Origin of the sequence: Aquabacter albus (assembly GCF_040049275.1) — a bacterium.
Classification (GTDB): Bacteria; Pseudomonadota; Alphaproteobacteria; order Rhizobiales; family Xanthobacteraceae; genus Aquabacter.
The window spans coordinates 259074-281943 of the sequence record NZ_JBDZDT010000006.1 but is presented as its reverse complement, the minus strand read 5'-3'; the positions used below and the strand labels follow the sequence as shown (position 1 = coordinate 281943).

Here is a 22870-nt window from a genome sequence, read left to right as displayed (position 1 = left end):
ACATGGTCGAGGCGAAGCCGCGGTGGCGCGTGAAGGCGGGGACGCGTGCCGTCACCGCCATGCCTGCGCCCGCGGCGTTGCCGGCGCGACCGCACCGCGCGAGCATGCGCTACCTGCGCGATGACCGCGCAGGCACGCTCTCTATGCGGCGGGCGGTGACGCGAGATGCGGCCATCGACGTGCGTCAAGCGGCGGAGCGCGCCTCCGCCCTGGCACTGGATTTCCTGCACAATTGCGGATGGATTTCCGGCATCGCCGATCAGGTGGTGGTGGACACCATCGGCACCGAGCTCAAGCTCAATCTACGGCCAGATCTGTCGGGTCTGGGGTATGACGAGAAAGAGCGTTCCGAGTGGTGCCGGTTGGTGGAGGCGCGCCATCGGCAGTGGTGCTGGAGCCCTGCCGAGTGTGACCTCGAGGGGAAGTCGACCGTCGCCGAGATGCTCGACGCCGACATGCGCTCATACCTCGGCTATGGCGAGTGCTTCGGTGTGCTGTCTTATCTGTCGGGTCCAGATCGTGCCCGCTACGGCGTGAAGACCGGCACCAAGGCTTCCCTCATCCCGCCACATCGCCTGCCGCGACGTACGAGCGAGATGGAGGGGCTTTATGACGGCATCTTCCATGATGCCAATGGCCGGCCGACCCATTACCGGTTCCGGCAGCGTGAAGACGGGATCGAGCGCGATAAGGATATTGCCGCCCGTGATGGTGCCGGCCTGGCGCAGGTGCTGCACGTCATGGACCGAGGGGCAAACCCCGGTGCCTATCGCGGCATCTCACCGATGGCGCCCATCTTCAAGGTGATCGCCCAGTACGACCAGCTCGCTGACGCCACATTGGCGACGGCACTGCTGCAGACCGTCTTTGCCGCCACCATCAAGAGCCCGGAGGCGACAGAACAGGCAATGCAGGCGCTCCAGACCCTTCGGGACACGGAGATGCCGGCGGGATTCGATGGCGGGGAAGCGTCATGGGAGAAGCTTGTTGGCGGCGTGGTGAGCGATCTCGTTGATGTGTGGGGCCAGCGTATCGAGGCGCTGAAAGGCGGCGGTATCGACCTCGCGGACAGCGCCCGTATCGGCCATCTCGGCCCGGGCGAGGAGCTGATGTTCCACACCGCGCAGACGCCCGGGAGTAATTACCAACCCTTCACTGCCAATCTGAAGCGAGAGGCAGCGCGCTGCATCGGCGTCACCGCCACCTCCGCATCCATGGATTTCAACGGCGCCACCTATTCCTCGGTGCGTATGGAGACGGCAACCATCTGGCCGCTTGCCGTCCGCCGCCGGGAACGCCTCGCCGCACCGCTGGCGCAAGGGATCATGGAGGCGTGGCTCGACGAAGAGATCGCGTCCGGCCGAATTCCGTTCAAGGGGGGCTATCGCGCCTTTGCGGCCAACCGTGACCGCGTCTGTTGGTCGGAATGGCAGGGGCCGGCGGCCCCAACGGCGGACGACTACAAGGCGGCGATGGCGGCGAAGATCCGCATGGAGACCGGGCTGTCGTCGCTCTCCGATGAGTGCGCGCTGTACGGGCGCGATTGGGAAGAGACAGCGCGCCAGCGCAAGCGGGAGCGCGATGTGGTGGTGGATGAACTCCACCTGCCGGATCCGTTCCAGCGCATGAGCGGCGGCGCGGGTCCGGATGGTGCGGCTGTGGATGGCCGGCGCGAGCCGGCGGCGGCCTGACCATGCCCAACATGGTGATGATCAACGGCGCCCAGGTGGACGCCGATGACCCATGCGCGCTCTGGCAGGCGCTCTATGCCTTCAAGCTGAAGGTGATCGCCGGCGACAAGGTCGACGAGATGGAGATCCGTTCTCCCGTCACGAACCGGCGCACCCGCTGGGGCGCCGCAAACATAAAGGACCTCGACGCCGAACTGGCCCGGCTCCAGTCCGCCTGCGACGCCAAAAAGGGAAAGCGGCGGCGCTACGCCATCCGCGGCGTTTACCGGCCTTATTGAGGATCAGCACATGGCTGCGATGATTGACGACGGAAGGCTCCGGCTGTCCGGCGATGTCGGTGCGGATTGGTCCGAGGATCATTTCACGGCAGCGGATGTCGCGTTCTGCCTGATGCAGGTCGACCCCAATGTCGACCTCCCGGTGCATCTGAATTCCGGCGGCGGCTACGCCACCGAAGGCGCGGCCATCCACGCGCTCTTCACCGCCCGCCCGGGCGCCATCAACATCGTGGTTGAGGGGATCGCCGCCTCTGCTGCCTCCCTCATCGCCATGGCGGGCGACACGGTCACCATGTCGGCCGGCTCGGTCATGATGATCCATGACCCCAGCGGAATGACTTTCGGCACCGCCGCGGACCACGAGAAGACCGTCGAGCAGCTTGAAACGCTCGCGTCGGGCTATTCGCGGATTTACGCGGCGAAGTCCGGCCAGAGCCTCGCCGCCTGCCGCGCGGTCATGAAGCGCGAGACCTGGATGACGCCCGAACAGGCGGTCGCCTCCGGTTTCGCCGACACGGCATCCGAGACGCCGGCCGAGCCGGTGGCCGCCTTCGACTATCGGCTTTATGCCCACGCGCCCAAGCGCCTCGTCGCGCTGGCGAAGCAGAAGAACTGGTCTTTCGAGGCCAGGGAGCGGGCGAAAGCGCCCACATCACCCCGTCAGCAGCAGGAGCCCACCATGACGGATAAGCCCAACGGCGGGGACACTGCCGCCGAGTTGGACCGTCTCCGCAAGGAGAATGCCGAGATGAAGGCCAAGGATCAGGACCGTGAGCGGCGCGATGCCGTCATGGCCTTGCCCGAGGCGAAGGGATGCGAGGACCTTGCCAAGGCCCTCGCCGATGCCGGTCTCGATGCCGAGAAGGCAAAGACCGCTCTTCTCGCCGCTCCGAAGGCGATGGCGAGTGACGAGGACGCGGGTGAGGAACTGCCGGACCCTGCCTTCTATGCGCAGAGCCGCGCCACCGCTGCCGGCCTCGGCGGGGGCGGCTCCCCCAAGACCAAGGCCAAGATCGACCGCGCCGCGATCTTCGCGATGCGCGCCAAGAATGGAGGCTGATCCATGGACCTCACCACCAAGACGCAGGGCCCGCGCAATCTGGGCTTCGTCCTCTCCGACTTCGGCCGCATCAGCTACGACACCGTCACCATCGTGTCGGGCGCCGGCAAGCTGAAGCCGGGCACCGTGCTCGGCCAGATCGCTGCGTCCAAGAAGTATGCGCCCTCGGCGGTGGCGGAGGTGGCCGGCCGCGAGGGAGCGGAGACCGCCAAGACCGTGCTGGCCTACGCCGTGGACGCCACCGCCGCCGATGTCGAGGTGGTGGTCATGTCCCGCCTCGGCGAGGTGAAGAAGCCGATGCTCGTCTTCGAGGCGAGCGTCGATACCGTCAACGAGATCGCGGCCAAGCATACCCAGCTTGCCGCGGCCATGATAATCGCTCGATAGGAGCTGCCCCCATGCCTCGCGTGAATATTTGGGACGGCGACGGCTTCAGCCTTGAATCCCTCACCGCCGCCGTGAACTCGAAGCCCTATCGGCCGGGCCAGGTCTCCGCCTCCGGCATCTTCGAGGAAGACAGCGTCACCACCACCGTCGTCTCCATTGAGATGCGCGAGGGTCGTCTGGCCCTCGTCGAGCCCACCCAGCGCGGTGGCGCCGGCGAGACAACCGGCAACGAAGAACCCGACCTCCTGCCGTTCATCGTCGACCACTACCAGCGCGACGATTTCATCAAGGCCGACGAAGTGCAGAACGTTCGCGCGTTCGGCACCGAGAGCCAGCTCGAGACGCTGCAGGAGCGGGTGGAGAGCAAGGCGCAGCGCCATGCTGCCGACCTCACTATGACGATCGAGCACCAGCGGGTCGGCGGCATCAAGGGCATTGTCACCTCGAAGAGTGGCAAGGTGCTGCACAACCTGTACACGCGCTTCGGCATCGCGGAGGCGGCCGCTGTGTCGCTCGAACTGGATGTCGAGGCCACCAAAGTCGGATCGCTGTGGCAGGACGTGGTGTATTCGATCGAAGACGCCCTCGACGAGCCCTATGACGGCATCCATGTCTTCACCGGCCGCGACTTCCACCGCGCCCTGTGGACCCACAAGGCGGTGACCGAGACCTTCCTCTACAATGCCGGCGCGGCTGTTCTGCGCCAGGATGTTCCGAACACCTTCGAATTCGGCGGCGCGACCTGGGAGCGGTATCGCACCGGAGCCAAGGCCACCACGGATCTCGGTGCGCCCTACATCGCGGCGGCTGAGGCGCGCGTGGTGGTCAAGGGTGTTCCTGGCCTCTTCATCACCCGGTTCGCCCCGGCGGACTATGAGGAGACGGTGAACACTCCTGGGCTCCCCTTCTACGCCAAGCAGATCCCGTCCTTGAACGGGAAGGGGCGTGCCCTCGAGGTGCAGACGAACCCGATTTCGCTCTGCACTCGCCCGCAGGTGCTGCGCAAGCTGACCCTGACCTGACGCCCGCCATGGGCTGGGATGATGAGCTCGCCGCCGCTGATGCAGCGGTGGCGGGCTATTTCGACACGCTGAGTTTCACGGCAGTCGGCATGACGCGGCCGCCGCGCGCATCGAACGCCGCCGCAATCGTGGATCCCGCGCGCCCGGCTTTCGGCTTCCTCGGCACGCTGGAAAGCGCGCCGGAGTTCACCTCGTTCGCGGACAGCAATCGGCCGACAGCCGGGGATCGCAGCGTGCGTCAGATCACCCGGATCTGCCTGACCGCGCTCACCACCGGATGGCCGTGGGTGCCGCGCCAGGACGACCGCATCCGCAGCGCAGTGGCGCTCTATCAGGTCGCCGCCAACCCAGACTGTGACGGCACGGCGCGCGTAGCGATCTGGCTCAACAAGGTGTCCTCCTGATGCTCGCCGCTGCCGCGCTCCGCCTCGCTGCCATCGAGGCCCTGTGCCCGACCGCCGCCATCGACAGCGGCGAGGGGTTTCCGACGCTGGCGCTCCATCGGGTCTATGACAGTCGGGCGATTTCCAGCGCAGAGCTGGAGGCTGGCTCGCCCTTCACGCCCACGCTCTCGGTCTTCACCGAAGACACGCGGATCGAGCGGCGCGGTGCAGGGGCGACCTCGGCCATCGGCAATGCGAGCACCGACTTGGTCGTCGTCGCAGAACTGGCGGAACTGGCCAGGGATGAGGCGAACGGAAATCTTGATACCGATGCGGTCATCAATGGCGATGCCGAGATGCGCATCGTGCTGGAAGCGCTCACCGCGCAGGCGCGCAGCGTGCTGGTTCGCCAGCCGGCGGGTGACGCCTTCCGGCGCATCATGAAAGCAGCACCGCTCGTGCGCATCGAGCCGTTCGGCCTGCCGCAATATGGCGTCCGCTTCATGCGGAACGTGATGACGTTCACTTTTGAAATCGCCGACGACAAGTTCACCGATGCGGCCGGCCTGCCGGAGCCGATGGCTTCGGTCGCAGCCGCGTTGCCGGACGGTTCCTACGCGAAGCAGCGGCTCGCACAGCTTGCGGCCGCCTTCAGCGCCACGGCCCGCGAGCAGCTCGAGGCCATCGGCATCACCGTGACGGCCAATGACGCGCCCGCCATGCCCTTCGGTTCCGCCGAGCCCTGACCTTCAACCCGAGGATCGGACCCATGAAATACCTCGCCAAGCCGGGGTCGCGCATCCCCATGCCCGACAGCCCGGGACAGTTCGTGCCGGATGGGGGCGATGGCACGACGGTGAATGAACTCCTGCCCTATTACGCGCGGCTCATCGCCGACCAGGACCTGGTGCCGGCAACGCCCGTCACGGCCGCCCCCGCCCCCGAAGCGCCCCTGCCGGAAGACGGCGACGGCGAAGGAGACCAGTGATGTCCATCGGCTTCAATTCCATCCCGGGCAACATCGTCGCCCCCATCATCTCGTTCGAGGTGAATTCCGGCGGGCAGTTCGAGAGCGTCTCGCGCCTCCTCTATATCGGCCACAAGAACACCGGCGCGGCAGCGCTCGACAATGTCCCGTTCCGCTGCAACAGCGTGAATGAGGCCATCGCCCTCACCGGCAAGGGGTCGATGCTGGCCGAGCAGCTCATCGCCGGGCGTGCCAATGCCGAGGCGCAGGACATCTGGCTGCTGCCGGTGCCCGCCATCGGCACCGCCGAGGTGCGCACCATCTCCGTCGCCGTGGTGCCCGCCGGTGGCGGCTTCGGCGTGATCCAGATCGACGGCAAGGAAATCTCGCTCACAGTCGCGCCGGGAACCGCGGCGACGGCGGTGGCGACCGCGCTCGCGGCAGCCATCAACGGCTTCCAGGACCCGCTCACCAAGTCCGCCCTGCCGTTCACGGCGGTGGCGACGGATGACGATGTGGCCCTGACGGCCCGCTGGGCCGGCGAGATCGTCGGCGCGGTGGACATCTATGTGCCGCCGCTCGCCTCCACCAACCTGTTCACGAGCCTCCTGTCCGTGGCCATCACCACGGCCGGCGCCGGCACGCCCAATCTCGCCGCCGGCCTCGCGGCGCTCGGCGACGATCCGTTCGACTGGTGGAGCTCTCCCTGGGCCGACGCCACCAATATGGGGCGTTACCAGTCTGTCCTGGCGGACATCGCTGGCCGCTGGTCGTGGAGCCGCCAGAGCTATGGCCACGTGTTCGTGCCGAAGATCGACAGCACGGCGAACCTCACCACGTTCGGCCTGTCCTACGACACGCGCCACGTCACCACGCTGCCGCGCATTGCCGCCGGCGGCGACGCCACGAACCCGTGGGTGTGGGCGGCGGCCATGACGGCGCGCATCGTTCCGTGGCTTTCGGACGGCGTCACCGGCAACGTCTCGCGCAACCAGACCGGCCTGGTGGTGCAGGGTGTTTCCGCCCCGCGCGATCGCTCCAAGTGGATGAACGATTATGCGACGCGGAATGCGTTCCTCGTCTCCGGCCTCTCCACCTATGGGGTGCGCACCGATGGCGCGGTGACGATCGACAAGATCATCACCATGCAGCGCACGGACGGTGCGGGGAACGTGGACACCACCTTCCGCGATATCCAGAAGATCGGCCAGCTGGTCTACGCGCTGCGCCTGTTCCGCGCCCGGCTCCAGGCCGAACACGGCCAGAAGGCCATCGCCAACGACAATCCCGGCGACCTTCTGGCGCTCACCACCGTGAAGGACATCCGCAACACGGTGGCGGCGGTCTACCGCTCCATGCCCGGCGTGGTGGAAAACGCCCAGGCCTTCGCCGAGCGGCTCGATGTCCGGCGCAACACGGACAATGCGAACCGCGTCGACATCTTTGCCCCGCTCGACATGGTCAACCCGCTCGACGTGTTGGCCGCGAACGCGACCATTTACAGCCAGTTCCAGGCCGCCGCCTGACGAGGAGACACGACCATGGCAGGACGGGATTTCGGCGGAGAGATGCGTCTCCGCCTCGCCGACGGCACCAACCTGACGATGCGCGGGGCCTTCACGCTGGGCCCCTCCGGCGTCTCGGTGGAAGCCGTGACCAACCAGGATCATTCGGTTTCGCGACAGGCGACGCTGAAGCCCTGGACGGCCGAACTGACCCTCGAGGACAGCGGCACCGATGTGAACCTCCTCATGCGTGCGCCACGCCAGGATGTCTACATCACCGAGGACTTCACCGGCGTGAGCCACGTCTTCATGAACGCCTTCTTCTCCGGCGACGCGGCCGTCGACCGCGCGAGCGGCGAATGGACAGGGCTCACCGTCAACGGTGACGCCTATCAGAGGCTCGGCGGATGAAGCCATTTGAATGTTCCAAATCCTACACCTCGGGTAGCGAGACGTTCAGCCAGATCGAGTTCCGCGAGCCGGGCTTTGCGGATTACCGGCAGCTCGGTGCGCCGGTCGATGTGCAGCGGGGGATAGTCATCCGCGACCGCGAGGTGATCTTCGCCTATGTCGACCGGCTGGCGACAAAGCCGTCTCACGGTGCCCTGCAGGTGCTCAACCTCGGTGACACCATGGCGCTCGAGGAGCACGTGATCGCTTTTTTCATCGAGGCCCGCAAATCGCGGGCCTCGCTGATGAGCTCATTTTCCGGCTCCGATGGAGCCCCGAATACGTCGATCGCCTGAGCTTTTCCGAGATCGAGGAATGCTTCGATCGCGCGGTTCGCTGGCACAAAACGGAGGCGCGTCGGCGGCGCTGATGAGGATGACCCATGCCTCCTGCTCGTGAGATAGAGGCACGCCTCAAAATCTCGGCCGTGGACCGTTCGGCGAAGGCGTTCGCCTCCGTCGAGCGGCGCTTGAGCGGTATTCATCGCCAGACGCAGATTATGAACCGCCATATGCAGCAAGTGGCGGCGTTTCAGAAGGCGTCGGCCGCGACCGACCGCGCCATCCTGATGTCTGGCACCGCTTTGGCTGCCATTTGGGGCGCCTCCGGCGGTGTGCGTTCCGGCATTGAAACGCTCTCAACCTTTCAGGACGGCCTTATCGCCGTCCAGAAGAAGGCCGGGCTCACCGAAGACCAGATGAAGGCCGTGGGCGAGGAGGTCAAAGCCCTCGCCACCAGCCCGGATCTTGCCGTCCCCATCGAGGAGATCCTCAAGGCCTATGAACGGGGCGCCGCCGCCGGCCTGCCGCTGGAAGAGCTCCGCGAGTTCGCCGCCCTCTCCGCCAAGGCGGCCGACGCCTTCGAGATGTCGGCCGAGGATGTGGGCAATGCCGCCGCCGGCTTCCAGGTCGGCCTCGGCATTCCGATCAAGGAAATGGAAAAGTTCTTCGACCTTATCAACTCGCTCGCCGACAGCGGCATCAGCGATGAGAAGGACATCATCAACTTCCTCGACCGCGCCGGCGCCGGGCTGAAGAATTTCGGGATCAATGCCAAGCAGGCGGCGGCCTATGGCGCGACGCTGCTCAACCTGAAGCTGGCACCCGAGGTGGGCGCGCGGATGATGGGCGCGCTGACCTCCAAGCTGATCGCGCCGGAGAATCTCGGCAAGAAGGGTCAGTCGGCGCTCACCGAGGTGGTGGGCGACATCAAGACCTTCAAGAAGGAATTGAAGGGCGACGCCAATGCCGCGCTCATCAAGTTCCTCGGGCAGCTCGGCAAACTCGACAAATTCAACCGTGCCCGCATCATCGGCTCGATCTTCGGCCAGGAATGGTCCGACGAGATCATGCGCATGGTGGACGGTGTCGATGAGCTGCAGCGCAATCTGAAACAGGCCGGCGACGAGAGCAGCTGGCTTGGCTCGCTGGATAAGTCCTACAAGCTGAAGCTCGCGTCGCTCTCCTCGCAGTGGCAGCAGTTCAAGAACCAGGTGGGGGTGCTGACCATCAATGTCGGCACTGCCAGCATGCCTGCCCTGGAACAGGGTCTCATCCGGGCCAAAGAGCTCGTGAAGGAGATAGACGAGGGCTTCAAGGGCTTCGCCCCGCAGCTCGATATGAAGGAGATCAACGCCGCCGGCCAAGCCATCGACCGGATGCTCGGCGGAATGCAGTCCCTCCTCGGGATGGACGCTTCCGAATCCGAGGTGAAGAAGTTCTTTGCCGACCTCGCGACTGTGGTGAACGAAGTGGCGAAGGCCATTCAGGTGGTGGAGGGCAGCGTCAATGCCGTCCTTCATCCGGAGGCCGGAATCCAGAAGAAGACGCCGGACCAGGTCGCCCAGGCGCAGGCCGAGCACGCGGCCAAGCAGGGCGCAGAGGGGCAGTCCTGGTACGAGTGGGCCCAGTCCGGGATGAACGCCCTCGGCGACGCGATCGTGGGCGAGAACGAGAAACCTGTCCGTCGTCGCGTCCCAGCCGGCGCCGCGCGCACCGGGCTTCCCGGCGCAATTGACGACGCGGCCCTAGGGGTGACTGAATTCCACGATTGGATGAACGACGTGCACGCGGGCCGCGAGCCGTGGTTTCCGGCGGGGGCCTCCTTCATGCCTCCCACACCGCCGAAGGGTGCATCAGGATCATGGGCATCCTCGGGGACATCCGGAGAATGGCAAGCGCCTCCGGTGATGCCCAGTGTCAACGATGAAGCGCTGCGTCAGGCACCGGGCAGCGGCCAAAGGTCAAGCTTGAATGACGAGATCCTGCGGTCGATGCCGCAGATATCTCCGCCCGCGAGCCCCGTGTCCGGCCCCATCATGGTGCAGATCGAGGACACGTCTACGGACGCGCTCCGGGTCGCCATGGAGGCGGCCGGCACGCCTATCACGGTGGCGGGCCAGGATGCGGGCACCGCTATCGAGGCGGCGGCGGGGCGGCTCGCCGAGGCCGCGACGCGGATCGGCGAAGAAGGTCAGCGGGCGGCCGATGCCATCTCCTCGGCGAGGATCTCGGTGCCTTCGATGCCAACGGCGCCAAGGGCTCCGAATGCCAACCTCGGGCAGTCTATGCCAAATGTCGGGACGCCAGGAGGGTAATTACTTCGTAAATCCGTAGGATTTTGCCAACCTTTGCACTTGAGTGCATCGCGCGACCTTTTCGGCCGGAGACATTTTTTCGTTTAAGTGTCGTTCACCGTACGTCGCTGAAGAAAGGAAACCAAGAAATCTCGCATCGTTTGCGGAGACATTGCGTTCGATAAACGACTTGACCGCTGTTTCATCGAACGAGAGGCCGCAAAAGCTTTCGGAAGCTAGAACAATGCCGAGGGAGTTAGCTGTCACCACTGATTTCGCAAGAGCGCTCGATTCCTGCGCCGCTGCAGGTCCCGCGCACATAACAAACAATAGCGCGAGCCAATTCCATTCCTTGAACCGGCTCGCTTTGCAATTTCGCACCATCTTGCGGTTCCGGGATCTGCTGAGGCTTCGGATTGGATCCCGATGCATGGTCGCGCATCGCAGTTCTCAGGTCTACCGCGCCGCCGACGGATACGGCTGTCGCCCCTATTGATCTGACCCCGTCCTGCCACCTCAAGAGGAAACACCATGCGAGCCTGGGATCGGGCCTTCCGCCGTGCGTCCTTTCGGGGCGCGCGGTTCTGGGTCGAGGAGGATGGCCCGGAGAAGGGGAGGCGCGTCGGCGTCCACCAGATTTCCGGTGGCGAGGCGATCGTCACGCAGGATATGGGGCGCCGGGCGCTCGAGGTGCGCGTCTCGGCCTATGTGGCGAGCGACCTTGCGGACGTGGAGGGCCTCGCGCTCGAGGCGGCATGCGACGCACCGGAGGCGTCCATGCTGGTGCTGCCCATGGACCCGGGGCAGCGCATGCACTGCACCGGATGCCGGCGCAACCGGAACAAGGACCGGAACGGCTACATCGCCTATGACCTGTCCTTCGTGGTGTCGGGCACCATGGGAATGGCCGGCATGTCCGGCCTGGGCGCCATTCGCTCGGTGTTTGCGGGCACGCCCCTCGGCCAGGTGGCTGGAACGGTCGGGGCCGTCGCCGGCGCGGCGGGCAACATTGCCGGCATGGCCGGAAGCCTCGGAAGCTTTGCCGGGGGCAATGTGCCCGGCGCCATTGCCGGCGTGTCCAGCGTGGCCAATGCGCTGGCGGGAGCCTTTCGATGACATGGCTCGAGGATCTCATCGCGCGGTTTGTCAGCGACGCGGACGATCTGGCGCTTGCGCAGGTGCGATCGCTGGCCGCCGGCGGCGTCGGGGCGCCCGCGGCGGAGGCCTATCTGGAGCTGTGCCGGCTGGTGGGGGAGAGCGCGCAGGACAGCGCCGGGCTGCTGGCCGCCCTCGATGACATGCCATTGCCGCAGGTGATCGACCGGATCGGAGCACTGGTGGTCGCGTGCTTTGCGGCTGTGCGGGCGGACTATCCCGCGCGGCCCGATGCCCAGGCCGCGCGCGCCGCGCTCTCCGCGCGGGGAGACGGCGTCATAGATCAGGCCGGCGCTGCCTATGGCGCTGAGGTTTTCGGCTGGCTCAACCGGCTGGTGGGGGAGGCGGTGGTGCAGGTCTCGCAGATCGCCGCCACCCGCGCGCCGCTGGTGCGGGTGGAAACGGGCCTCTCGCTGCCCTCCTCGCTCATCGCCTACGACCTCTATGGCGATCCCTCGCGTGGGGCCGACCTGGTGGCGCGAAACCGCACCGGCACGCCCATGGCCATGCCGGTGGTGCTGGAAGCGCTGGCGGTCTGACCCATGAATGATGCGATCGTGCTCACGGTGGCGGGCCGCCCGCTGCCGCATACGAGCTGTCGGCTGGAGGCATCGGCCGAGCAGGCCGTGCGGCGGGCGAGCTTCGAGGTGCCGTGGAGCGGCGCCGGCCTGCCGTGCGGAGAGGATGAACCCTGCACGATCACAGTCGGCAAGGACCTGTTCCTCACCGGCTATACGCGGGACGTGAACTGGTCCCACGACGAAGGCAATCGCATCTACAGCATCTCCGTGGTTTCGCGCACGGTGGATGCGACGGAGACCTCCGTCGACCATCCGACGGGGTTTCTGGAGAATTGCGACCTGAAGGCCATCGGCAAGGCGTTCGACACCGCCAAGGTCGGGCTGGAATGCACCCTCGACACGGGCAAGAAGGCGCTCCACCAGATCAACCCGGGCGAGACCTTATTCCAGGTCCTGGAGCGGGAGGCGCGCTCCCACGGCGCGCTGCTCTACGACACGCCGAAGGGCAAGCTGAAGATCACCGACAAGCCAGAGGGCCGCCACACCGGATCTCTGGTGCGCGGCGTCAACATCAAGCGGGCGAGCGGCACCCTGTCCGGCCGGTACAACTATTCCGAGGTGAAGGTGCGCGGACAGGCCTCGTTCGGGAAACGCGGCTCTGCGCTCTCCCCGGAGGCCGAGGCGAAGGGAACCGCCGACCGCAAGCGCACTCTCATCATCTATCACGAGGGCGAGGTCACCTCGGACCGCATGAAGAAGCGGGCGTCCTCGGAGGCGCGGCGCGCGGCCGGGCAGGGCAAGTCGGTGCGCATCACGACGCCCGGTTGCCGCGACGAGGCCGGCCGGCTCTGGGCACCCAACATGCTGGTGCCGGTGTCCGATGACTGGGGCGCGCTGGATCAGGACATGGTCACCGCCACGGTCGTGATCCAGGACGACGGGGGCAGCGGCCGGGAAACCGAACTCACCCTCAAGGATCCCCGCGCCCTCGGCGGTGAAAATCCTCGGGGCAAGAGCGCCAAGGGGTGGGCGGGCCCCGGCGGCGCCGATCCCACCTTCCGGGAGGCATGAATGGGTTTCGACGCGAATGTCACGCGCATGCTGCTGGACGGCGGCGTGCAGCATAAGGACGGCCAGCAATTCCTGTCCGGCAAGGGGCTGGCCGGCGAGCGCTTTCCGCGGGTTCATCGGGTGGAGCAGCACGGCTTCACCTCCTGGCCGGTGCAGGGCGGCATCGCCACCATCGTGCAGGCGCGTTCCAACCGGGACAGCGTCTATGCCATGGGCGGGGCGAACCCGGATCTCATCCCGCAGCTCGGGATGGGAGGCACGGCGATCTATGACGCCCACGGGGGCATCGCCTCGCTGGTTCAGAAGAAGATGCGGGTGGTGGCGGATGAATTTCACGTAACCGCCGGCAGCATCATCCTCGAAGGCAATGTGAAGCTGGGCAGCCCGGGTGCCTCCCGGCCAGCCTCCGCGCAAGGCACGGTGGACAGCGCCGGCGCGTCCGACCAGAGCAACTTCGCCACCAAGGTGTGGGTGGTATAATGCGCGTCCTCCCGCTGCCGGAGGCAGCCGAGCCGCTCCTGACGCCGGACCTGGTGTGGAACGGCACGGTGGGCGATCTCGCCATCGACCCGGCACGCGGCGACCTGCAATGCCGGCAGGCGCTGGCGACCGCCGTGCTCATCTGCCTTCAGACCGACCGAAGGGTGGACCCCACCGAGCTGCCGGAGTGCGAGACGAACCGCGGCTGGCCGGGCGACGCCTTCGACCTGCAGCCCGGCGACGTGCCGCTCGGCTCCAAGCTCTGGCTGCTGCGCCGGCGCGCCCTGACCGAGGACATCACCCTCGAGGCGGAGGATCACGCTCGCGAGGCGCTCCAGACGCTCATTGACCAGGGCGCCTGCGTGCGGGTGGACGTGACCGCCGTGCGGACCCCCGAGCGCGCCCGGCTCGACCTCGATATCGCGCTCTATGGCCGCGACGGCTCGGCCGTTTGCCAGCAGAGCTTCGCCGTCCTGTGGGATCAGATGAATGCCCTATAATCCGCGGTCCCTGGACGAACTCGGCGCCAGCGTGCGCGGCGCAATCCGACGCTATTTGACCGGCACCGACGCCACGCTGAAGCAGGCGTTCGTGTGGGTAAGCGGGAAGGTCTGGGCGCTGAAGGCGCGCGAGTACGAGCTGCGGCTCGAATGGATTTTCAAGCAGCTGTTCACCCGCACCACCACGGATCTCGCCGTGCTGCGCATGCAGGGCGCTGATCTCGTCGTCTACCAGAAGGGCGCCGCGGCGGCGGGCGGGACCATCGTGGGCACGGGCCAGGCGGGCCTTACCTATCCCGCCGGCGTGCGGTGGCTTTCCGCCGGCGCCACCTATGTGAGCACGGCGCCGTTCACCGCCGCCGGCGACGGCAGCTTCTCGGCCGCGGTGCAGGCGGAGACCATCGGCGCCGTCACGAACCGCGATGCCGGGGCGGTGATGACGCTCGCCGACCCCTCCCTTTACCCGACGCTCTCGCAGGAGGCCGAGGTGGGGGTGGGCGGCATCGGCGGCGGAGCGGACGTCGAAGGCGTGGAGAGCCTGAAGGGCCGCATTCTTCGGCGGAAGGCGCAGCCACCCCAGGGCGGCGCCCTGCCGGACTATGAGCGCTTCGCGCTGGAAGTGCCCGGGGTGCTGAAGGCCTGGGCTTTTCAGTTCGTCGGCGGCCTCGGTTCCATCTCAGTCTTCTTCCTCTTCGCCGGGCGGACGAACCTCATTCCGGAACCGGGCGATGTGGCCGCCGTGCAGGCCCATATCGACAGCCTGCGGATGATCCGGGTGGATGACACCGTCGCGCAGGCGCCCATTGCCGACCCGGTGAACATCACCATCGCCGACCTGGTGACCGATACCCCTGAAGTACGCGCCGCCATCGAGGCGAACGTCGACGCCATGTTTCTCGCCCGGGTGAAGCCCGGGGTGACGGCCGAGCCCTTCACGCTGGATCGGTCGTGGATCGGGGAGGCGATCTCGACGGCGGCGGGGGAGGACAGCCACACCCTCGTGCTCCCGGCCACGAACCTGACCTTCACCGGCGGCCATCTGGCGGTGCGCGGGACCGTCACCTATGCGTGACAGCGGCTTGAACACCTGGACCTATTACGAGCCGCCCGCCGAGGGAGAAGAGGTGCTCCCGCCGGCGCCGTGGGATGCGTTGGCGGATCCGAGCGTCGAGGACCTGTTGCCCGGCGGGCTCGCCCTTTGGCCGCGCGGCGCGGCCTGGGGCACGCCGGATGGCATGGCAGCCTCCACGGACAGCCTCCTTGCCGACTTCACCCGCGCCATGCTCGCGCCCTTCGCCGACCTCTACCGGCGCGCCTATGGGATCACGCAGGAGAGCCGGGTCCTCACCCTGTCGTACAGCCTAGCCGACTGGGAGGCGGATTATGGCCTGCCCGACGAATGCGCGGCGCCGGGCGGGGGCTTCGCGGCCCGTCTGCGGGCGGTCCTCACCCGATACCGCGCGGTCGCCGTCATCAGGCCGCAGGACTTCATCCGGCTCGCCCGGCAGGAGGGCTTCAACACCGCGATCGAGGAGCCGGCGCAGTTCGAATGCGGCTTCTCCGAATGCGGCGGCGAGCACACGCTCGGCGACGTGAAGCAGGAGGTCTATTGGATCGTCCACGTCTACGACCTGGCGGTGGACTATTTCCGCGTCGGCGAGAGCGAGTGCGGGTTCGACCCGCTCTTCGAGATCATCGGCATCGAGCGGCTGCAGTGCATCTTCCGCCGCCTTTATCCCGGCTGGACCCAGCCGGTCTATGTCATTCACGAATAGCCCGAGGCTCCCATGGAATATAAAGCCCCGTACGGGTCCCCCGACCCGGACGCGTCTTATGTCGACCGCGATACCCCCGGCGCCGTGCGCGGCTCCGTTCCTCCGGCGGCGGCCATCGAGGACCCGCAGCGGGAGTTGGTGAATCTCATCACTTCCGCAGGTCTTGTGCCGAGCGGTAATGATCTGTTCCAGGCCGCCATCGCTGTTCAAGGCGGCGCGCTGACCTATGCAGCGGCGAGCGCCTCACCCACGGCATTGACCGCCGCGCTCACGCCGCCGCTCACCGCGCAGCGCGTGGGCATGCGGGTCACCATCAAGATCACGTCTGCAAACGCCGCGGCCGCCACGCTGAACGCTGGGCCGGGTCCGCTTCCCATTGTCACCATGCGGGGCGGGGCTATTTCGCTCGGGGACCTGCCGCTCGGGTCCTTTCAGACCTTCGTCAACACCGGCACGGCGTGGATGCTGGCCGGGCTTGCCTACAGCGAAGTTCCGCGCGTGGCCCCGACGGGCGTCATCCTCTATGTGCGGCCGGATGGGAATGACAACAACGACGGCCTGACCAATTCGGCGTCGGGGGCATTCCTCACCATCCAGGGAGCCGTCACCTCCGGCTTGTCCAGGTTTAGCCTTCCGCCCGGACAGGCCGCGCGCATCCAGCTCGGCGTTGCAGGGACGTATGCTGGACCTGGTTCGCTTCCGTACATCAGCTCTCCGATTGAAATTCGCGGAGACCCGGCAAATCAGGCCGGCTACGTCATCTCCGGTGCCGGTCCCGCCGGAGGAAATGTGGGCCTGATCGGTGCGGGGGCTGGTCAGGTCACCCTCAATGGCGCGACCATCAGCAACACGGGTGCCATAAACCACAGTATTAACGCCGACAATTCAGGATACGTGCTGCTTCAGAACGTTACGTTCCTGACCTCCCTCTCGACCACCTATGGTCTCATGGCGGCCACCGGCAATGGCGTGATCCGCCTCGGCGCGGGTTGCATCGTCAATGCTTCGGCGGGGTACATGTGGCTGGCGGACGGCGGGACCATCATCATGGGGGCCAATGTTGCGCTTCAGTCGACCCCCTCTTTCACGACGGCTACTGCGCAAGCCTTGAACGGCGGAAAGATCCTCCGGGGAGGCACCTCGACCGCGTTCACCGGCACGGGGGCGGTCGGGCTTAGATACAACGCCACGCTCAACGGCATCATCAACATGCTCTTCGGCGGCGCGAACTTTATTCCCGGGAACTCCGCTGGAACGACGGCGACAGGAGGGCAGTATCAATGACCCCCGACATCCGGAACTACTATTGGCGTGGCGACGACGGGCGCATTTTCTCCTCCGCGGCCGGTATGATCGTCTCCGAAGCGGACGCGGGCTATCTCTCCTTTGTGGATGCGTTCGGTGGGCCTTGCCCTTGGCCGCGTGATGAGGCGGGAGAGCCGAGTGACGCCGCGCTGGAGGAGGTGTTGGCGCAACATGGCCTGTCGCTTTACCCACCGTCTCCAGCCCCGGCAAAGGTGGAGGAACTCACGGCAGCCTGTGCGGCGAGCATCGTGGGAGGCTTCAGCTCGGAGGCCCTGGGCTCGCCTCACCGTTACCCCAGCGCAATCACCGATCAGATCAACCTGATGGGCTCGGTGACTGACAGCCTGTTGCCGGGTTTGCTTCCCGAGTGGTCGACACCCTTTTGGTGCCAGGACCTCGCGGGTATCTGGGCCATGAGGGAGCACTCGGCTGCGCAGATCCAGCAGGCCGGCCGAGACGGAAAGACCCATGTGCTGGCGCGGCAACAGCATCTCGACCAGCTGAATTCCGCCGCCGCCCAGGCCGCCTCACCGGAAGCGCTGGCTGCCATCGTGTGGAGCGAGCCGGGATAGGCACCGGCGGCGAACCCACGTCGCGGGCTGAAGCCTGCAAACCTGACCCTCCACGCCGCCCTCCGAGGCGGCTTTTTCATATCCAGCACAGGATGACCGATCATGATCCGCGCTATCGACGTGGTGCGCCGCATCGCGCCCAAGGCCCTGTCGAACTATGTCCAGGCGTTCGAGCAGGGAGACCGCCATTTCGAGAAATACGAAGTGACGACGCCGCTCCGGCTCGCTCACTTCCTCGGCCAGACGCCGCACGAGACGGGCGGCTTCACCATCCTGCGCGAGAGCGGCGCCTACTCGGCCGCGCGCATCCTCGAGATTTTCGGCGTCGGTGAGCATAGCGCGGCCGTGACGGCAGCGGAGGCGAAGCGGTTGGCGGGGGACGGCCCGGCCCTGTTCGAGCGGGTCTATGGGCTCGGCAACCCTCGCAAGGCCACTGAACTCGGGAACGCCCGCTCGGGGGACGGCTGGATGTATCGCGGCAATGGCGGCATGCAGACCACTGGCCGGGGCAATCATCGCGCCATGGGAAAACTCTGCGGCCTGGGGGACCTGTTCGAACTGAGCCCGGAGGCCGTGACGGCGCCGGAATATGCGCTCCTCCCGGCGCTCGCCGAATGGAAGCAGTCCGGCTGCAACGAGTTGGCGGACAAGAACGACATCCGCACGATCACGCGCCGGATCAATGGCGGCTACAACGGGTATGACGACCGCGTCGCCTGGTTCAACAAGGCCTGGAAGATCCTCGGCGCCGAGGCTGCGCCCTGGAAGGTGGCGGACAACGACAACGACGTGGCCGATCTCCAGGCGGCGCTCAACGTGCTCGGCTACGGTCTCATGGTGGATGGCCGGTTCGGTCCCAGGAGCGAAAATGCTGTCCGCGACTTCCAGAAGCGTTCCGGCCTGAAGGTCGACGGCATCGCCGGGCCCGCCACGTGGGCCGTGCTGGAGCTGCGCATCGGCGCCGTGAAAGCGCCCCGCGCCGCGTGACTTCCCGCGCCCGGCCGGGATCTGCCGGGCACCTCCAACTCCATTCTATCGAGGATCACCATGACCGATCGGCTCACCGACGCCCTCACGGGGGCGGCGACCGCTGTTGCGCGCGACCCCGACAACTCTCTCACCATTGCCGACGCCGGCAAGGTGGCGAACGCCATGGCACAGCAGATGCCGGCGCCACGGGCCTTGGAATCCTTGTGGCCGCAGCTCATGCGTTACGGCATCTCCGGTCTCGGCGTCGCCCTGGCCAGCCGCGGCATCGGGCCCGAACTCGACTGGCAGGCGGCGGCCACCGCGATCGTCGATGTCGTCACCGGCCAGGGCGACGCTGCTGATTGGAAGGTGACGCTCGGGAGCGCAATTGCCATCGCCCCGCCCCTTTGGCGGACGGCTACGACCTGGTGGTCGCGCCGCCTGGCCTGAGGCGAGGCCTTTCCGCCCGCGCCATCCTGCGCGGGCGGCCTGTCGCGAAGCGGAGGGGCTTCGCCTCGTTTCCGAGACTTGGGGGATATTGCGTGCCCGATTTGCCTCCCGACCCGGCATTGCTCGGCGTCAAGCTTGCCCACCTCATCGCCGGCGCGGCCGGTGGCATCGTCCGTTCCCTCACACGCCCGGGGACGTCGTGGCGGGTCACCCTGGCGACGGCGGCGGTGGGCGGTATCGTGGCTGGCTATGCCACGCCGCTCGGCGCCCATTACGCCGTGCGCTACCTCGGCACGCCGGAGGTTCCGCTGGCCAGCATCGAGGGTGTGACGGGCTTCGCCCTCGGCCTCATCGGCATGTCGCTGTGTGAGGCCCTGATCCGCTGGGCCCGCCGCTGGCGCGACGGCATCCCTCCGCTTCCGCCGCTGCCGCCTGCGCGATGAAGGTGACGGCGCGCTTCGTGGTGGAGGAGGGCAGGGAGGCGCTTCACATCCTCCGGCCCGGCAAGCCGCCCGAGGTGATTCCGATGTCCATCGAGGAGATAGGGATCGTCATCGAGACCGGCGGTCAGGCGCTACGTGCCGGTTTGCGACGGTCAAAAACTCACTGTCGGCTCCAGAATGAAGAAGCCCGCCGTGAGCGGTGCGCGAACTCACCTAGGACGTGCGTGGAGGGGGGAACCGCAACAGCAGCTGGCTCGTGCGGACATGGCTGGGCTGCTTTGACAGATTGCGGAGGCGCTGGATCGCCTCGCTTGAGTAAGTGAGACCTTGGGAGGGCCCGGCCTACTGGGATCGCTTATTCGACCACCACATCCAGGCGACTACAGTCACTGCAAAGGCAGTGACCAGGGCAACGAAAGTCAGAACTTCCAACCTATCCCCCCATTCGTCGCGATCGCCCCCCGGCGAAATTCAAGCCGGCCGAGAAAGCGCCCCCGCCAGTACATCCGTGGTCGGTTAGTGGGCGGTTTCTTCAGCCGGTTTGCGCATAAAACCCTCGATCTCGGTCGCGGTTCCTGCGACTGGCTGCCGCGTTCCCGCATGGCCGCCCGGTTGACGAGGCGAAACGCTAAAGACCGTTGGCCGTCATCCCAACGAAAGGGCCTGGGCCGCAGCATGGTTCATCTCCTCGCAGCCCAGATGCCGAGAATGAAGCCGAGGAAGCCCGCAGCCAGCACCGCATTCATCGGCTTGTCTGACACGTAGTCCTTGATCTGTCCGAGCGTGTTTTCGGCGCGCCCTTCGGCCTGGTCATAGTAACCCTCGGTGCGAAGCCTGCTGCTGCCGGTGAATGCCCCAGCTGCTTCCTTGACCTTGCCGCCGAACTCAGTGGCCGCGCTGGTGATGCGATCGCTATCCATTGTCTGCTCCTTTGCCGTCGCCGGTGCGCAACGTAGTGGTGGTCGGTGCTGTTCCGAGTTCTCACTCTGCGGCTCGATCGGCTCCGCGCCGCGCCGCCGGGAGGGGCTTATTCTCATTGCTGACAGAGAGGGCGGCCTGCCTGATTGCGCCCATGACCGCGGCGGTGTGCGTTTGATGGATCATGTGCCCGGCGCCGCGAAGGCGATGCAACGTGCTGCCTTGGATCTCCCGGTGTAGACGCTTGGACTGAGAAAAACTCACCACGCGATCTGCATCGCCAGCGATGATCGCTACAGGCATGGACAGGCTTTGGTACTCGTCGCGAGCGGCGAATGCGTAAGGGATCATCATTCCAGTTTCCGCCGCTGCCGCCCGAAGCTGAGAGGGCCTCACGGCCATCTCCACCGGAAAGCCCGAGAATTTCTCAGGCGGCTGCGATGGGCCGAAGACTTTCCGCAGCACCAGCGGCCACATGGCTCTGCTCAGCAGCGGTGCCAACGTGTAGCGGATGATGTCCCCGAGGCCTGGAACGGCAGGCATGGCGAGGCCAACAAATCCCGGCTGAAGCGTCGGATAAAAGTACCCCGAAGCAAGCACCAGGCTCGTCACCATCTCAGGATGCCGGAGAGCCATCTGAACGGCCACGCATGTCCCCCATGAATGACCCAGAATGACTGCCTCGGATACCCCGAGTTGCTTCAAGGCTGCGTGGAAAAGATCGGCCTGGGCTGCCGGCGTCCAGAGATGGGAGCGAGGCCGCCCGCTGTGTCCGAAGCCGGGACGATCGAACACGATGACCCGGTTCGTCTGCGATGCCTGATCGATCAACCCACTCGACTCGAAGTCCTGGATCATCGCTCCATTGCCATGAAACATCACGAGCGGAGGGCCTTCGCCACGTTCCACGACATGCAGCAAAACACCATCGATTTCGATGAAGCTTCCGGCTGGGGGATTGGCGCGCTCGGCCTTGCGAGCAAGCTTGGCATTGATGATGGCGGTTGCGGTCAGGGCGCCGATGGCGGCAGCAATCGCATATGCAGTGTTGGAATTTGAGAACTTCACGTCGCGCATCCTTCAAAGGTGCGCGTCACTCGGAGGCTCAGAGAAAGGCTGCACGGTAGGAGAACAAGCTCGAGACACTCCAGTTCCGAGGATTCTCCGTTCTCGCGGCGGCGCTCTGCGTCGAGAAGGCTGGGAGGCCCGGCCGTGCCGCAGACATGCCCGGATCACAGCCGGGCATGCTCCTATTCGGGCGGAGGATCGACGTCACCTGGCCGCCCGGTGGGCTGGTCCTCGCCCCTCTTCGCTATGCCAACCATGGCGGCTTCTTTTGTCGGGTACGGGCCGGAGATGGGTTCTCCGCTCTCGGTCAAGGCCCACCAGCCTTCCTGGATGCCGCGACTACGGCCCTCGGCGGTGTCGATAAATGTCGGGACAAGCATGGGAGATTTCCTTCGCCTGTCTCGAAAACTCCTTCGCAGAAGCAGTGTTCCGTTCGGCTCTGGTGACGGGCGTTTCGCTTTTGCGAGCTTCTAGAGGTACCCAGCGAAACCATCTCCGTTCGTCGTGTGGGTGCGCAGTTGCTGCAGGGGCGTTATTCACCGCCTATGTGGCTGTCGAGCGGGATGCAATTCTACGCTTGGGGCGCTAGTCGCTACCGTTGCTCGCGCGATTGTAGGGCTTGTTTCGCGACGACGACCGTGAGTGCCGAGACAACCGCGATGAAGACCCAGCCGAAGATAGTCATCATCCACCTCATAAGGCCCCCTTACGCAGGTTAAGCGGAATGCGCTTACCGTGGGGAACAAGGATGCGTGATGCATGCCGATCCTGCGCTGAAGGCCGGCCGCTTCTAATAGAACCATACGCGCTGCGGTGACCGGAGATATCCGAACCGCCGCGGTGAGCGCTAAGGAAGTGGCAACCACCTCGCCGATGAGGCCAAGGATGAATCCGCCCGCGTCAAGCCACGGTTATGAGGCGGAAGTGAGCACGGTCGTGGTGGTGCCGTGGGCATCACGGCCATGATCCATGCGGCGAAGAAGCGGCCGGAGATCACAGGCGCGCGCATCGCTCAACCCTACGGGACATGTCATCGGCGTGCCGATTAGGGGCCAACCGAAATCAGTCCATCCTTCACTTGTGATGTTACGTCCAGGGTTTTTCCGGCGTTTGGGAAGGTGTTCTCGGCCGGGATGCTGGCAGGTGTGCGAAGCTGATATTGCCCGTCTGAACTTTTCTCTCCTGCGTAGGCCGTACCTTCGCTGAGACGAACGCCTCCGACTGTGCAGGATTTCTTGGTGAATAGGGTCACATGCTCCACGCTCATTATCGCCTCCCTAGGTCAAATGCTTGAGCACTGGATGTGCCGCAACAATCCATCATGA

27 protein-coding genes are annotated in these 22870 nt (G+C 66.0%); 24 read left to right on the top strand and 3 right to left on the bottom strand.

All coding sequences use genetic code 11. From position 1 onward, the window contains the following. Positions 1-2 precede the first annotated feature (2 nt). The 24 genes from ABLE91_RS16920 (at position 3) to ABLE91_RS16805 (ending at position 19559) form a co-directional block, all read left to right on the top strand. Positions 3-1691 (top strand): phage portal protein, encoded by a 1689-nt coding sequence (locus tag ABLE91_RS16920; RefSeq protein ID WP_348932537.1) that lies wholly within the window; start codon positions 3-5, stop codon positions 1689-1691. Positions 1692-1693: 2 nt separating this feature from the next. Next, positions 1694-1969, top strand: coding sequence for a hypothetical protein (locus tag ABLE91_RS16915; RefSeq protein ID WP_348932535.1), 276 nt, complete (start codon positions 1694-1696; stop codon positions 1967-1969). 10 nt (positions 1970-1979) lie between these two features. Continuing rightward, positions 1980-3029, top strand: coding sequence for a head maturation protease, ClpP-related (locus tag ABLE91_RS16910; RefSeq protein WP_348932533.1), 1050 nt, complete (start codon positions 1980-1982; stop codon positions 3027-3029). Positions 3030-3032: 3 nt separating this feature from the next. Then, positions 3033-3416 (top strand): head decoration protein, encoded by a 384-nt coding sequence (locus tag ABLE91_RS16905; protein ID WP_348932530.1) that lies wholly within the window; start codon positions 3033-3035, stop codon positions 3414-3416. Between the two features lie 11 nt (positions 3417-3427). Continuing rightward, positions 3428-4438 carry a major capsid protein gene (locus tag ABLE91_RS16900; protein WP_348932528.1) on the top strand — a complete coding sequence of 337 codons (1011 nt, stop codon included), beginning with the start codon at positions 3428-3430 and terminating at the stop codon, positions 4436-4438. An 8-nt stretch (positions 4439-4446) separates the two neighbouring features. Next, the gene (locus ABLE91_RS16895; RefSeq protein ID WP_348932526.1) at positions 4447-4842 is read left to right on the top strand and encodes a hypothetical protein; all 396 of its coding nucleotides are present in this window, start codon (positions 4447-4449) and stop codon (positions 4840-4842) included. Beyond that, complete coding sequence (locus tag ABLE91_RS16890; RefSeq protein ID WP_348932524.1) at positions 4842-5567, top strand: hypothetical protein; 726 nt, start codon at positions 4842-4844, stop codon at positions 5565-5567. Before ABLE91_RS16895 ends, ABLE91_RS16890 begins: the two co-directional genes overlap by 1 nt. 23 nt (positions 5568-5590) lie before the next feature. Next, complete coding sequence (locus tag ABLE91_RS16885; protein WP_348932523.1) at positions 5591-5809, top strand: hypothetical protein; 219 nt, start codon at positions 5591-5593, stop codon at positions 5807-5809. Next, a complete protein-coding gene (locus ABLE91_RS16880) occupies positions 5809-7314 on the top strand; it encodes a hypothetical protein (RefSeq protein ID WP_348932521.1) in 1506 nt (501 codons plus the stop codon). Before ABLE91_RS16885 ends, ABLE91_RS16880 begins: the two co-directional genes overlap by 1 nt. Positions 7315-7329: 15 nt before the next feature. Then, the gene (locus ABLE91_RS16875; RefSeq protein ID WP_348932518.1) at positions 7330-7704 is read left to right on the top strand and encodes a phage tail tube protein; all 375 of its coding nucleotides are present in this window, start codon (positions 7330-7332) and stop codon (positions 7702-7704) included. Beyond that, on the top strand, positions 7701-8039 hold the full coding sequence (locus ABLE91_RS16870; RefSeq protein ID WP_348932517.1) for a hypothetical protein: 339 nt from the start codon (positions 7701-7703) through the stop codon (positions 8037-8039). The genes ABLE91_RS16875 and ABLE91_RS16870 overlap by 4 nt, the downstream gene beginning before the upstream one ends. 86 nt (positions 8040-8125) lie before the next feature. Continuing rightward, positions 8126-10339, top strand: coding sequence for a phage tail tape measure protein (locus tag ABLE91_RS16865; RefSeq protein ID WP_348932515.1), 2214 nt, complete (start codon positions 8126-8128; stop codon positions 10337-10339). 510 nt (positions 10340-10849) lie between these two features. Continuing rightward, positions 10850-11434 (top strand): DNA circularization N-terminal domain-containing protein, encoded by a 585-nt coding sequence (locus tag ABLE91_RS16860; RefSeq protein WP_348932513.1) that lies wholly within the window; start codon positions 10850-10852, stop codon positions 11432-11434. Further along, on the top strand, positions 11431-12012 hold the full coding sequence (locus ABLE91_RS16855) for a hypothetical protein (RefSeq protein WP_348932511.1): 582 nt from the start codon (positions 11431-11433) through the stop codon (positions 12010-12012). The genes ABLE91_RS16860 and ABLE91_RS16855 overlap by 4 nt, the downstream gene beginning before the upstream one ends. A gap of 3 nt (positions 12013-12015) precedes the next feature. Further along, a complete protein-coding gene (locus ABLE91_RS16850) occupies positions 12016-13065 on the top strand; it encodes a phage baseplate assembly protein (protein ID WP_348932509.1) in 1050 nt (349 codons plus the stop codon). After that, positions 13066-13545, top strand: coding sequence for a phage baseplate assembly protein domain-containing protein (locus ABLE91_RS16845; protein WP_348932507.1), 480 nt, complete (start codon positions 13066-13068; stop codon positions 13543-13545). Then, entirely contained in the window at positions 13545-14045 is a 501-nt protein-coding gene (locus ABLE91_RS16840; protein ID WP_348932504.1) for a phage GP46 family protein, read from the top strand. Before ABLE91_RS16845 ends, ABLE91_RS16840 begins: the two co-directional genes overlap by 1 nt. Next, positions 14035-15117 (top strand): baseplate J/gp47 family protein, encoded by a 1083-nt coding sequence (locus tag ABLE91_RS16835; protein ID WP_348932502.1) that lies wholly within the window; start codon positions 14035-14037, stop codon positions 15115-15117. The genes ABLE91_RS16840 and ABLE91_RS16835 overlap by 11 nt, the downstream gene beginning before the upstream one ends. Then, positions 15110-15820 (top strand): hypothetical protein, encoded by a 711-nt coding sequence (locus ABLE91_RS16830; RefSeq protein WP_348932501.1) that lies wholly within the window; start codon positions 15110-15112, stop codon positions 15818-15820. The genes ABLE91_RS16835 and ABLE91_RS16830 overlap by 8 nt, the downstream gene beginning before the upstream one ends. Positions 15821-15832: 12 nt before the next feature. Then, a complete protein-coding gene (locus ABLE91_RS16825) occupies positions 15833-17104 on the top strand; it encodes a hypothetical protein (RefSeq protein ID WP_348932499.1) in 1272 nt (423 codons plus the stop codon). Continuing rightward, the gene (locus ABLE91_RS16820; protein ID WP_348932497.1) at positions 17101-17697 is read left to right on the top strand and encodes a DUF4376 domain-containing protein; all 597 of its coding nucleotides are present in this window, start codon (positions 17101-17103) and stop codon (positions 17695-17697) included. Before ABLE91_RS16825 ends, ABLE91_RS16820 begins: the two co-directional genes overlap by 4 nt. Before the next feature lie 102 nt (positions 17698-17799). Continuing rightward, entirely contained in the window at positions 17800-18684 is an 885-nt protein-coding gene (locus ABLE91_RS16815) for a peptidoglycan-binding protein (RefSeq protein ID WP_348932495.1), read from the top strand. 60 nt (positions 18685-18744) lie between these two features. After that, complete coding sequence (locus ABLE91_RS16810) at positions 18745-19116, top strand: hypothetical protein (protein WP_348932494.1); 372 nt, start codon at positions 18745-18747, stop codon at positions 19114-19116. Between the two features lie 92 nt (positions 19117-19208). Beyond that, positions 19209-19559 (top strand): hypothetical protein, encoded by a 351-nt coding sequence (locus ABLE91_RS16805; protein WP_348932492.1) that lies wholly within the window; start codon positions 19209-19211, stop codon positions 19557-19559. A gap of 680 nt (positions 19560-20239) precedes the next feature. Here ABLE91_RS16805 and ABLE91_RS16800 read toward each other — a convergent pair. The 3 genes from ABLE91_RS16800 to ABLE91_RS16790 all read right to left on the bottom strand — a co-directional run bounded on the left by ABLE91_RS16800 (position 20240) and on the right by ABLE91_RS16790 (position 22812). Further along, positions 20240-20479, bottom strand: coding sequence for a CsbD family protein (locus tag ABLE91_RS16800; RefSeq protein ID WP_348932490.1), 240 nt, complete (start codon positions 20477-20479; stop codon positions 20240-20242). A 61-nt stretch (positions 20480-20540) separates the two neighbouring features. Next, entirely contained in the window at positions 20541-21554 is a 1014-nt protein-coding gene (locus tag ABLE91_RS16795; protein ID WP_348932489.1) for an alpha/beta fold hydrolase, read from the bottom strand. Between the two features lie 1036 nt (positions 21555-22590). Continuing rightward, positions 22591-22812, bottom strand: a complete 222-nt coding sequence (locus tag ABLE91_RS16790) for a hypothetical protein (protein ID WP_348932488.1) — start codon at positions 22810-22812, stop codon at positions 22591-22593. Between the last annotated feature and the right edge of the window lie 58 nt (positions 22813-22870).